Origin of the sequence: Nonomuraea ferruginea (genome assembly GCF_039540635.1) — a bacterium.
GTDB lineage: Bacteria > Actinomycetota > Actinomycetes > Streptosporangiales > Streptosporangiaceae > Nonomuraea > Nonomuraea ferruginea.
On sequence record NZ_BAABFD010000011.1, the window covers coordinates 123,732 to 135,822 of the forward strand.

Sequence of the window (12,091 nt, forward strand, 5' to 3'; positions counted from 1 at the left end):
TTGCCGGAGCTGCCCGAGGTCGAGGTCGTCCGCCGCGGCCTGCGACAGTGGGTGATCGGGCGGGAGATCGACTCGACCGAGGTGCTCCATCCCCGCGCGATCAGGCGCCACCTGCCCGGGGCCCTGGAGCTGGCCGCGCGGCTGCGGGGCCGCACGCTGGTCTCGGCCGAGCGGCGCGGCAAGTATCTCTGGCTGCCGCTGTCGGGCGACGAGGACGCGTTGATGGCCCATCTCGGGATGAGCGGCCAGTTGCTCGTGGTGGAGCGGGACGCGCCGCCGGAGAAGCATCTGCGGGTGCGGATCCGCTTCCGTGACGGCGGCCCCGACCTGCGCTTCGTCGACCAGCGGACGTTCGGCCACATCATGGTCAGCCCGCTGGTCGCCGGCGTGCCTGAGCCGATCACGCACATCGCGCCCGATCCATTTGAGGAGTCGTTCGACGACGCCCGCTTCGCCGCCGGCCTGCGCGGGAAGCGGACCGAGATCAAGAGGGCGCTGCTCGACCAGTCGCTGATCAGCGGCGTCGGCAACATCTACGCCGACGAGGCGCTCTGGCTGGCCCGCCTCCACTGGGCACGGCCCACCAACACACTGACGCGCCCCAAGATCACTGAGCTGCTGGCGGCGGTCCGCCAGGTCATGGGCGCCGCGCTGCTGCAGGGCGGCACGTCCTTCGACAGCCTCTACGTCAACGTCAACGGCGAGAGCGGCTACTTCGAGCGCTCGCTGGAGGTCTACGGGAGGCAGGACCAGCCCTGCTCGCGCTGCGGCACCCCGATCAGGCGCGAGCCGTTCATGAACCGCTCCTCCTACTTCTGCCCCCGATGCCAGCGACGGCCACGCTGACGGCGGCGAGCGCCGCTCCCAGCCACATCACCGCGGCGACGGAGACCCCGTCCGCCACCCGGCCGCCGGCGAACGCGCCGAGCGCGATGGAGACGTTGAAGGCGCAGACGAAGAGCGCGGTGCCGAGCTCGCCGCCGCCCGACCGCATGATCCACAGCTGCAGGGTCACGCCCACGCCGCCGTAACCCACGCCCCACACCACCAGCGCGGCCAGGGGCAGGTCGATCAGCGGCAGCGCCGCGGTGGCGACGGCCATGAGCGCGGCCAGCGTGACGAGCACGGCCCTGGGCCTTCCCGCCGCCCGCGCGCCCGCTGCGAAGTTTCCCGCCACGCCCGCGGCGCCGTACAGGAGGAGCGCCGCGCCGACGAAGGCGGGGCCCGCGCCCGCGACCTGCTCCAGGAACGGCCGTACGTAGGTGTAGGCGGCGAAGTGGCCGGAGACGATCAGCACGGTCAGGACGAGAACCACCTTGAGCGGCCGTGAGAGCTTCCCTGGGCCACCCGCCGCGGGCCCGGACGGGCCGGGCTTGGTGGGCGGTTCGCCGGGCAGCGGCGGGAGCGTCGCGGCCAGCAGGGCGACCAGGGCAAGCGCGGCCACCCCCAGGGCGGCGAACGCCGCTCTCCAGTCCGCGAACGAGGAGAGGAACGCCGCCGCCGGCACGCCCAGCACGGACGCCACGGACACGCCCGCCAGGATGATCGATGTGGCCCGGCCGACGAACCGGTCCGGCACCAGCCGCGGCCCGAGAGCGGCCGCGAAGGCCCAGAACCCGCCGATGCTCACTCCCGTCAGCACCCGGGCGGCCAGCATGAACGGATAGTCCTGGGCCAGCGCGCCCGCCAGGTTGGCGACCCCCAGCAGGGCCATCAGCCCCAGCAGCGTGACGCGCCGGTCCAGCCGCCGGGTGGTGATCGCCAGCACGGGCGCCGCGACGGCGGCGACCAGGCCGGGCGCGGTCATCATCAGGCCGGCGGTGCCGTCGGACACGCCCAGGCTCGACCCGATCGACGTCAACAGGCCGACGGGCAGCATCTCGCTGGTCACGAGGATGAAGGTGCCCGCCGCCAAGGAGGTCACGGCGAGCCACCGCGCCCGGTCGGCGGCGGATTCGGAGGCGGGCTCAACGGTCGTCGTCATGCCGCTCAGACTCGCCGCCGGCCCGCCCCGGGAACAATGACGAAGGCCGAAGGCTTGGTTGAGTCAGATTAAGCGATCAGCGGAGGATGGGATGGAGTTCAAAGAGCTGGAGTGCTTCGTCGTGCTCAGCGAGGAGCTGCATTTCGCCCGTACGGCGGAGCGTCTCTACCTGTCGCCGGGCCGGGTGAGCCAGCTCATGCGCTCGCTTGAGAGCCGGATCGGCGCCAGGCTGTTCCACCGGACCAGCAGGCGGGTGCGCCTCACGCCTCTCGGCGAGCGTTTCCTGTCCGATCTGCGGCCCGCCTACGACGGTCTGGCGAGCGCGGTGGGCCGGGCGAAGGCGGCCGCCCGGGAGGTCACCGGCGTGCTCAGGGTGGGGTTCCTGGCCAGTCCCACAGACGTCGTCACGGGCAGCGTGCGGGCTTTCGAGAGCCGCCATCCCGGGTGCGAGGTCGAGTTGGTGGAGATCCCGCTCTCCGACCCGTTCGGGAGGCTACGGGAGGGGCGGATCGATCTCGCGTTCACGCTGCTGCCGGTGGACGAGCCTGACCTGGCCACGGGTGAGGGCCTGAACCGGGTCTCCTACGAGCTCGGCGTCTCCGTCCGTCATCCGTGGGCCGGGCGGGCCGGGATCGACGCGGAGGAGCTGGCCGGCATCCGCCTGATCGGGCTCGACGGCCCCGCGCCCCGCGCCTGGCTGGAGCGGATCACGCCCTCCCTGACCCCGCGCGGGCGGGTGATCCCCAGGGCGGGTACGGTGTCCACGGGTCAGGAGGGGCTGACCCAGGTGGCGCTCGGCCGGGGTGGCATGCTGTTCTGCGCGCCGACGGCCGCTCACCACCGGCGCCCCGACGTGAGCTTCGTGCCCGTCACCGGGCTGCCTCCGTCGATACTCGGGCTGGCCTGGGTCAAGGAGGCGGAAACAGCGGTGATCCGGGCGTTCGGCGCCGCGGCGGCCGGGCAAGCGGCGGTGGCCGGGCCGATGGTGGCTTGACGGCCCGGCGCGGGAGGAGCCGCAGGAGACGCGGCTGAGGACACTGGTGGAGACACAGCGGGTGATATGGACGACGTGCGGCTGACGGCCTGGGTGCGGGGGCGGGTGCAGGGAGTCGGGTTCCGCTGGTGGACCAGAGCCAGGGCGCTGGAGCTCGGCCTGGCAGGATGGGCCAGGAACACCGACGACGGCCGGGTGGAGGTCGTGGCCGAAGGGCCGCGCGACGCCTGCGTCAAGCTCCTGGAGCTGCTCCGAGGTTGCGACACGCCGGGAAGAGTCGATGGAGTAGTGGAACGTTGGAGCGAACCCCGAGGTAGTTTGGGCGGTTTTGTGGAGAGGTAGGCGGTTTCGTTAAACCGCGCAAATAGGGTATAGTTATATGTCGGGAGTGCCTGCGGGTGGGTTCCAACAGTCGCTTCGACTTGACCGCCCACACTGCCGGTGCGACTCTTGTTAGGTACCACGCGCACCCCTCCCGCGGAATAAAGAAGTGCGCGAACCAGTCTGGTCACTCAGCGTGGAGGACCCTTTACCATGGCGAAGGCTCTACTCGGCCACGTCGGCGGTCCTGACCCTCGTATGGTCTCGGAGATGCGCCGCCTGCAGCAGCGCATCCGTGACCTGGAGGCAGAACTCATCCGACTTCAGGCCCAGAATGACGCTCTTGCGGCGCAAACCCGCGATGAGGCGCTCAGTCGCATGCAGGAGCGCGAGCCGGCACTCACCTGAGAGTGATCGGAGCGCAAGATCCAGGGACGTCTCGGAGAGGCGTCCCTCGTTATTTGGTCTAATTCGACACAAGTTCTGATTCGAGACAGTTTCGTACCTTCTCGACAGGGATCCGGCTGGTCTCGACTGCACCCGCGAGCGACGGGCAGTCGGGACCAGTAGTCTTTCCCGGAGTCCGTCCAGGGAGAAGGGGGCCCGCGCTTGTATTTGAAGACCCTCACGCTGCGCGGATTCAAGTCCTTCGCCTCCGCGACCGCCCTGCGTTTCGAGCCCGGCATCACCTGTGTGGTCGGTCCCAACGGCTCCGGCAAGTCCAACGTCGTCGACGCCCTCGCCTGGGTGATGGGCGAGCACAGCGCCAAGTCGCTGCGCGGCGGCAAGATGGAGGACGTCATCTTCGCCGGCACCTCGTCCAGGCCGCCGCTCGGCCGCGCCGAGGTCACGCTCACCATCGACAACACCGACGGCGCGCTGCCCATCGACTACACCGAGGTGACGATCAGCCGGCTGATGTTCCGGTCCGGGCAGAGCGAGTACGCGATCAACGGCGACACCTGCCGGCTGCTCGACATCCAGGAGTTGCTGTCCGACTCCGGCATCGGCCGTGAGATGCACGTCATCGTCGGCCAGGGCCAGCTCGACGCCGTGCTGCACGCCGGGCCCGAAGACCGGCGGGCGTTCATCGAAGAGGCCGCGGGCGTGCTGAAGCACCGCAAGCGCAAGGAGAAGGCGCTGCGCAAGCTCGACGCGATGCAGGCCAACCTGACCCGCGTCCAGGACCTCGCCACCGAGCTGCGCCGCCAGCTCAAGCCCCTGGGCCGCCAGGCCGAGATCGCCCGCAAGGCCGCCGTCATCCAGGCCGACCTGCGCGACGCCCGGCTGCGGCTGCTCGCCGACGACGTCTGCACGCTGCGGGCCAGGCTGGAGCGCGAGGCCGCCGACGAGGCCGCGGTGCTGACCAGGCGCTCCCAGGTGGAGACCGCGCTGGCCGAGGCCCAGGAGCGCGAGACCGCGCTCGACGCGGCCGAGGCCGAGACCCAGCCGCGCCTGGCCGCCGCCCAGGAGACCTTTTTCCGGCTGTCCTCCCTGCGCGAGCGCATCTCCGGCCTGGAGCAGCTCGCCGCCGAACGCCACCGCCACGCGCTCGACGCCGCCGCCATCGAGCGCCGCGGCCGCGACCCCGAAGACCTCGAACGCGAGGCGGCCGAGGTCCGCGAGCGCGAGCTGATCCTGCGCGCCGAGCTGGAGCAGGCCCAGGAGCTGCTGGAGGAGGCGGTTCAGCAGCGGTCCGACGCCGAGGCCGAGCTGGCCGCCGAGGAGCGCCGGCTGGCGATGGCGGCCAGGGCCGCCGCCGACCGCCGCGAGGGCCTGGCCAAGCTGCGCGGCCAGGTCGACTCCGTACGGAGCCGGACACGGGCCGCCGAGGAGGAGATCGGGCGGCTGGAGCGGTCGGTGGCCGGGGCCGTCGAGCGCGAGCGGCTGGCCCGCGAGGAGCTGGAGGCGCAGCGCCTGGAGCAGCCCGAGATCGATCCGGCGCTGGCCGAGGAGCTCGCCACCGCCCAGGAGCGGGTCGAGCAGGCCAGGGCGGCCGCCGAGGAGGCGCGGGCCGCCGTCATGGGCGCCGAGGCCGCGCTGGAGGGCCCGCGAGCGGCGCTCAGGGCCGCGCGAGCGGCCGTCGGCACGGCGAGGTCCGCCGACCAGGAGGCCCAGCAGGCCGTGGCGGCGCTGCGCGCCCGGCGCGACGCCCTGGAGCTGGGCCTGGCCAAGGGCGACGGGGGCGCGGCCCTGCTGGAGACCGACCTGGCGGGCGTGCTCGGCCCGCTGGCGGCGGTCATGCAGGTCACCCCCGGTGCGGAGCCGGCCGTCGCGGCGGCGCTCGGGCCGGTCGCCGAGTCCATCGCCGTCAAGTCGGTCGCCACCGCGGTGAACGCCCTGGAGCTGCTGCGCGTCAAGGACGCCGGCCAGGCCACCCTCCTGGTGGCGGCCCCCGACGACACGCCCTCCGTCCGTGGGAGCGCCGTGGCGCTCTCCGCGACCGGGGAGAACGGCGGTGCCGGGCCAGGCGGTTCCGAGGTGCTTTCCGCGTATCCGGAGAGCGGCGAAGGCGTGAGTGACGGTGGAGCGGGGGAGGCGCCGGGTGGGGGGCGGTGGGCGGCTCAGCTCGTCACCGTGCCCGCGCATCTGCGGGCGGCGCTGGACCGGGTGCTGGCGGGGGTCGTGGTGGTGGCCGACCTCGAGACCGCGCGCCGGGTGGCCGAGGAGCATCCGGGGCTGCGGGCCGTCACGACGGGCGGCGACCTGGTGGGGGCGCACGTCGCCGCCGGCGGGTCCGAGGGCGGCACGTCCGTGCTGCAGGTCAGGGCGGCACTCGACGACGCCGTCGCCGATCTGGAGGACGCCGGGACACGCGCGGGCGAGACGGCCGCGGGGCTGGAGGAGGCGGTCGCGGCCGAGCACGCCGCCCAGGCGGCTCTGGAGGCCGCGCAGGCCGCGGTGAGCGAGGCGCAGTCCGCCGCCGGCGCCGCCCAGGGGCAGGCGAACGCGGCCCAGGGCATGCTCGACCAGGTCAGGGCCCGCCAGCGGGAGGCCGACCAGGCCACCGCGGCGGTCGCCAGGCGGCTGGCCCAGCTGGAGGCCGCCGCCCAGGCCGCCCGTGACGAGGCCGAGCGCCTCGGCCGGAGCGTCGCCGCCGCGCAGGAGGCCCGTGCCGAGGGCCTGGAGGAGCTGTCCGAGCTGGAGATCCGGCTCGCGGAGGCCGAATACGCGCAGGAGCTGGAGAGCGAGCCGACCACCGACCGGCGCGACGAGCTCGCCACGGTGTCCGAGACCGCCCGCCGGCGCGAGATGGAGAGCCGCCTGCAGGTCCGCACCGCCGAGGAACGCGTCAAGGGCATGGAGGGCCGCGCCGACGGCCTGCTGCGGGCAGCGCAGCGCGAACGCCAGGAACGCGCCCAGGCGGCCGCTCAGCGCGCCAGGAGGCGTGAGCAGGCGGCGGTCGCCCAGGCCGTCAGCACGGGCGCCAAGAGGGTCCTGACAGCCCTGGCCGGCTCCGTCGGGCTGGCCGCCCGCGAGCGCGACGAGGCCGAGCTGGCCAGGGTGGCCGTCGACGCCGAGCTGAAGCAGGTCCGCCTGCGTGTCCGCGAGCTGGGCCAGGAGCTCGACAAGCTGGTCAACCGCGTCCACGGCAACGAGGTGGCCCGCACCGAGCAGCGCATGCGCCTGGAGCAGCTGGAGCGGCGGGCGATGGACGAGTTCGGGGTGGAGTCGGAGGCCCTGGTCGCCGAGTACGGCCCCGCCGCTCCGGTGCCGGGCGACCCGCCCGTCCCGTACGTGCGCGAGGAGCAGGAGAAGCGGGCCCGCACCGCCGAGCGGCAGATGAACCAGCTCGGCAAGGTCAACCCGCTGGCCCTGGAGGAGTTCGCGGCGCTGGAGGAGCGCCACGCCTTCCTCAACTCCCAGCTGGAGGACCTGAAGAAGACCCGGCGCGACCTGCTGACCGTGGTCAAGGAGGTCGACGAGCGGGTGGAGCTGATGTTCGCCTCCGCCTACGAGGACGTCGCGCGCGAGTTCGAGCAGATCTTCACCCGGGTCTTCCCCGGCGGCGAGGGCCGGCTGGTGCTCACCGAGCCCGGCGACATGCTCACCACCGGCATCGAGGTCGAGGCCAGGCCGCCGGGCAAGAAGGTCAAGCGGCTGTCGCTGCTGTCGGGCGGCGAGCGGTCGCTGACGGCGGTGGCGTTCCTGATCTCGATCTTCAAGGCGCGGCCGTCGCCGTTCTACGTGATGGACGAGGTCGAGGCCGCGCTCGACGACACCAACACCCAGCGGCTGCTGAAGCTCTTCGAGGAGCTGCGGCAGAGCTCGCAGCTGATCGTCATCACCCACAACAAGCGCACGATGGAGATAGCCGACGCGCTCTACGGCGTGTCGATGCGCGGTGACGGTGTGACGCAGGTGGTCAGCCAGCGCCTGCGGGAGCGAGAGCCCGCCTGATCGGCGCGCCCTTGGTCCTGACCATGCCGGTCCATCTGGAAAACTGACATCTTGTGGATGGTTACCTCGGCGTGATCGTGATCGTGGTCCTTGTCGCCCTCATCGCGGCAGGTGGCCTGTTCCTGCTCTTCCGGCCGGGAGGCAAGGCGGCCCCGCCGCCGCCCCCGGAGGCACCGCCTCTTCCCGAGGAGGAGGAGAAGCGGCCCCCGGCGGAGGAGGCCGAAGGCGCGACCACGACCATTCCGCCGCCGGCCAAGCCCGCCGAGCCGATGGTCAAGGCGCCCGAGCTGGAGGTGCCGCCGCCGTCGGCCGGCCGGATGGTGCGGCTGCGCTCCCGGCTGGCCAAGTCGCAGAGCGCGCTCGGCCGCGGCCTGCTGGAGCTGCTGTCCCGCGACCGCCTCGACGACGAGGTGTGGGACGAGATCGAGGAGCGGCTGATCACGGCCGACGTCGGCGTCGCGCCGACCCAGGCCATGGTCGAGGAGCTGCGCACCAAGGTCAAGGTGCTCGGCAGCCGCAGCCCTCAGGAGGTCCGCGAGCTGCTGCGCGAGCAGCTGCTCATCCAGATCAACCCCGACCTCGACCGTAGCCTCCACATCGCCAAGCACGGCGAGCGGCCGGCGGTGGTGCTGGTCGTGGGCGTCAACGGCACCGGCAAGACCACGACCACCGGCAAGCTGGCCCGCTCGCTGGTCGGCGACGGCAAGAAGGTCGTGCTCGGCGCGGCCGACACCTTCCGCGCCGCGGCCGCCGACCAGCTGCAGACCTGGGGCGACCGGGTGGGGGCCGACGTGGTGCGCGGCCCCGAGGGCGGCGACCCGGCCTCGGTGGCGTTCGACGCGACCGCCAGGGGCATGGAGGAGAAGGCCGACGTGGTGATCGTCGACACGGCCGGCCGCCTCCACACCAAGACCGGCCTGATGGACGAGCTGGGCAAGGTCAAGCGGGTCATCGAGAAGAAGGCGACCGTCGACGAGGTGCTGCTCGTCCTCGACGCGACCACGGGCCAGAACGGCATGCGCCAGGCCCAGGTGTTCGCCGAGGTGGTCAACATCACCGGCATCGCGCTGACCAAGCTCGACGGCACGGCCAAGGGCGGCATCGTGATCTCCGTCCAGCGGGAGCTGGGCGTCCCGGTCAAGCTGGTGGGTCTGGGCGAGGGGCCGGACGATCTGGCGCCGTTCGACCCCGAGGTGTTCGTGGAGGCCATCCTTGGCGACTAAAAGGTCACTAATTAGGAAATAATCCTTTTCACGTTAGCTCTTGTCGTCCGACGGAAGCCGTGTTGATATTGGACGATCTGTCTGTCATTGATCGGGAAAGGCCGAACATGAAGAAGGTCGTGGTCCATAAGCCGGGGACCGTCAAATTGGCCGGGGCGGCGACGCCGAAGCACGCCGCCTGACCTCCTCCATGGCAGAGGGCGCGGCGCCAGCGGACGGGGGCGCCGCTCCCGCTTTTTCTCGCGATCCGGTTTTTCGGACCGTGATTGCGGTGTTTTCTGCTCGCCAGGGGAGCGACGATTCTGAAAAGGATCTTTTTCGACGCCCATCGTGGTCTCCGGGGCCCTTACACCTTCGGAGCCGCGCTCATGCACGCGCTCGTCCCCGAGGCGGGGGACGAGCTGATCGCCGCCTACGACATCGAGATCAGGACGGTGGCGCCCGCGCTGCGCGACCGGGTGCCCGCCCGGCGGGTGACGCTGGCCGACCGGCTGCCCCAGGGTGAGCGCATCCTGGTGCCCGCGCCGCTGCGCACGCTGCGGCTGGCGAACGGGCTGGCGGAGTTCGTCCGCGGTCATCTGACGGCCGCGGGGCCGATGGAGCTGCGGGTCGCCAACACCGCGCATGCCGACCCCACCGACCTCCAGCTGCTGGACGTGCTCGAACGGCGGGTGCCCGGCCTGGCGATCGTCCGCGAGCCGTCGGGGCCTTCGCACCCGGCTCCCTCGTACGCGCTCGGGCCCGAGCTGGACCGATACCGCAACGAGGGCTTCCACCACGCGATGGCCGAGGCCGGGGCGGCGCTGCTGCCCACGCTGCCTGAAGGCGGCGCGCAGTGGTGGACGCTCGCGCACCGGGCCGCCACCGCGCTGGCCGCGCTCGACCGCGAGGACGAGGCGCGCGAGCTGCTCGACCGCGGCCGGCGGGCGAGCACCGACCCCAAGAACCTCGCGACCGCCGCGTACGCGACCGCGATGCTGCTGGTCAGGCACCACGACCCCGGCAGGCGGGACCCTGAGGAGGCGCTGGCCTGGATCAACCAGGCCGTCGCGCTCACCTCGTTGCTGCCCGACCGGCGCGAGCGGGCGTTCCACCTGGGCTTCGACCTGAACGGCAAGGCGCTCGTGCAGGTCCGCCTGGGCCGCGCCGGCGAGGCGATGCGGCTCGTCCAGGAGGCCATCGACCTGGGCGAGCGCGACCTCGCGCCGGGCCATCCGATCCACCGGCTGGTGCTGCGGGCCAACCGGGCGCAGCTGCTGGCCGTGCTCGGCGACCCGGAGGCGGCGCTGGCCGATCTGGACGCCGCCGTCGCGGCCGATCCCGGCTATCCCGACTACTACGTGGACCGGGGCAACCTGCGATACAGGCTGGGGCGGCTGGACGAGGCGGAGGCCGACTACGAGAGCGCCATGCGGGCCGGGCCGCCCTTCCCCGAGCCGTACTACAACCGCTCGGAGGTGCGGTACGGGCGCGGCGACCTGGCGGGCGCGCTGGCCGACCTGGACCACGCGGTCGAGCTGGATCCCGGCTTCACCGACGCGTACGTCAACCGGGCCGGGCTGCTGGTGGCCATGGACGAGTTCGACCGGGCCAAGGCGGACGTCGAGCGGGATCCGGGCAACCCGTTCCTGCTCAGCGTGCTGGGGCAGATCGAGACGGCGCAGGGCAACCTGGTGGGCGCGCGCAAGGCGTTCGACTCGGCGCTGGAACGGGCGCCGGAGCTGGCCGCGGCCTGGGCCGGGCGCGGGGCGCTGGCGTTCGAGGAGGGCGACGCGCACGCGGCGGTGGCCGACCTGACCAGGGCGGTCGAACTGGAGGACGGGGCCGAGGTGCGGTTCAACCGGGCCTACGCGCTGCGCTCGCTCGGCGACGTGGAGGCGGCGCGCGCCGACCTCCGGCACGCCGCCGCTCTGGCTCCGGAGGACGACCAGATCGGCGAGGCCCTGGCCGAGCTCGCCTAGGACGGCAGGAAGGCGCGCAGGTCGGCGAGGTGGGGCTCGATGTCGAGGCCCTGGCCGGCCAGCCAGGCGGGGTTGCCGTAGGTGCCGCGGTAGCGGTCGCCGCTGTCGCAGATCAGCGTGACGATGCTGCCGCGCTCCCCGGCGCCGCGCATCTCCTTGATCAGCTCCACGCAGGCGGCGACGTTGGTGCCGGTCGAGCCGCCCACGTCGCGGCCGGTGACCTCGCGCACCCAGTGCATGGCGGCGATCGAGCGGGCGTCGGGCACCGCGATCATGCGGTCGATCACCGTCGGCAGGAACGACGGCTCGACGCGCGGCCGGCCGATGCCCTCGATCCGTGACCCCGGGGCAGTGACCTCGGGATCGCCGGAGACCCAGCCGGGGTAGAAGGCCGAGCCCTCCACGTCGGCGACGGCCAGGCGGGTCGCGTAGCGGCGGTAGCGGATGAAGCGGCCGATCGTCGCGCTGGTGCCGCCGGTGCCGGCGCCGACCACGATCCAGGTGGGTTCGGGGTGCGGCTCCATGAGCATCTGGTCGAAGATCGACTCGGCGATGTTGTTGTTGCCCCGCCAGTCGGTCGCCCGTTCGGCGTAGGTGAACTGGTCCATGAAGTGGCCGCCGGTCTCGGCCGCGAGCCGGCGGGACTCCTCGTAGATCGCGCCCGGATCGCCGACCAGGTGGCACTTGCCGCCGTAGAACTCGATCAGGTGGATCTTCTCGGGCGAGGTGGCGGCCGGCATGACCGCGATGAACGGCAGCCCGAGCAGCCGGGCGAAGTAGGCCTCGCTCACCGCGGTCGAACCGCTGGACGCCTCCACGATCGTGGTCGTGGGGCCGATCCACCCGTTGGCCAGGCCGTACAGGAAAAGAGACCGGGCGAGCCGGTGTTTGAGTGAACCGGTGGGGTGCACCGACTCGTCTTTCAGGTAGAGGTTTACCTCCCACTCCGAGGGAAGCGGGAACACGTGCAGGTGCGTATCACAACTCCGGTTGGCGTCGGCCTCCACCTTGCGGACGGCCTCGGCCACCCATTGGCGTGTCGCCGGAGCGTGGCGGTCCACGAAATCCATGCCCATACGCTATCCCATGTGATTCCCGCCACATTTTCCACGAAATTGAGCGGATGATGTTATGATTATGAAACTTGTCCAGCCGTGGACGTGATGTCGCACGCCGCGAGCGCAGGGACTGTTCACCTCTCTGACCA

Annotated in this window: 9 protein-coding genes; 7 read left to right on the top strand and 2 right to left on the bottom strand. The window is 72.2% G+C overall.

Annotation, left to right across the window (positions count from 1 at the left end):
• Positions 1 to 846, top strand: a complete 846-nt coding sequence (gene mutM, locus ABD999_RS21460; RefSeq protein ID WP_271275429.1) for a bifunctional DNA-formamidopyrimidine glycosylase/DNA-(apurinic or apyrimidinic site) lyase — start codon at positions 1 to 3, stop codon at positions 844 to 846.
• Here the strand turns inward: mutM and ABD999_RS21465 are convergent.
• Positions 794 to 1,984: an MFS transporter gene (locus ABD999_RS21465; RefSeq protein WP_271275428.1), complete on the bottom strand. Its 1,191-nt coding sequence runs from the start codon at positions 1,982 to 1,984 to the stop codon at positions 794 to 796. The two genes, mutM and ABD999_RS21465, sit on opposite strands and share 53 nt — an antisense overlap.
• Positions 1,985 to 2,075: 91 nt before the next feature.
• Here ABD999_RS21465 and ABD999_RS21470 point away from each other — a divergent pair, with 91 nt between their 5' ends.
• From ABD999_RS21470 to ABD999_RS21495, 6 genes are all read left to right on the top strand, one after another.
• Entirely contained in the window at positions 2,076 to 2,978 is a 903-nt protein-coding gene (locus tag ABD999_RS21470; protein WP_271275427.1) for a LysR family transcriptional regulator, read from the top strand.
• Between the two features lie 66 nt (positions 2,979 to 3,044).
• On the top strand, positions 3,045 to 3,320 hold the full coding sequence (locus tag ABD999_RS21475) for an acylphosphatase (protein WP_148029525.1): 276 nt from the start codon (positions 3,045 to 3,047) through the stop codon (positions 3,318 to 3,320).
• Positions 3,321 to 3,512: 192 nt separating this feature from the next.
• Complete coding sequence (locus ABD999_RS21480) at positions 3,513 to 3,707, top strand: hypothetical protein (protein WP_055505123.1); 195 nt, start codon at positions 3,513 to 3,515, stop codon at positions 3,705 to 3,707.
• 201 nt (positions 3,708 to 3,908) lie between these two features.
• Positions 3,909 to 7,700: an AAA family ATPase gene (locus ABD999_RS21485; protein ID WP_271275426.1), complete on the top strand. Its 3,792-nt coding sequence runs from the start codon at positions 3,909 to 3,911 to the stop codon at positions 7,698 to 7,700.
• Between the two features lie 53 nt (positions 7,701 to 7,753).
• Complete coding sequence (ftsY, locus tag ABD999_RS21490; RefSeq protein WP_271275425.1) at positions 7,754 to 8,923, top strand: signal recognition particle-docking protein FtsY; 1,170 nt, start codon at positions 7,754 to 7,756, stop codon at positions 8,921 to 8,923.
• A 368-nt stretch (positions 8,924 to 9,291) separates the two neighbouring features.
• On the top strand, positions 9,292 to 10,884 hold the full coding sequence (locus ABD999_RS21495; RefSeq protein ID WP_271275424.1) for a tetratricopeptide repeat protein: 1,593 nt from the start codon (positions 9,292 to 9,294) through the stop codon (positions 10,882 to 10,884).
• Here ABD999_RS21495 and ABD999_RS21500 read toward each other — a convergent pair.
• A complete protein-coding gene (locus ABD999_RS21500; RefSeq protein WP_271275423.1) occupies positions 10,881 to 11,954 on the bottom strand; it encodes a PLP-dependent cysteine synthase family protein in 1,074 nt (357 codons plus the stop codon). The two genes, ABD999_RS21495 and ABD999_RS21500, sit on opposite strands and share 4 nt — an antisense overlap.
• Positions 11,955 to 12,091: the final 137 nt, after the last annotated feature.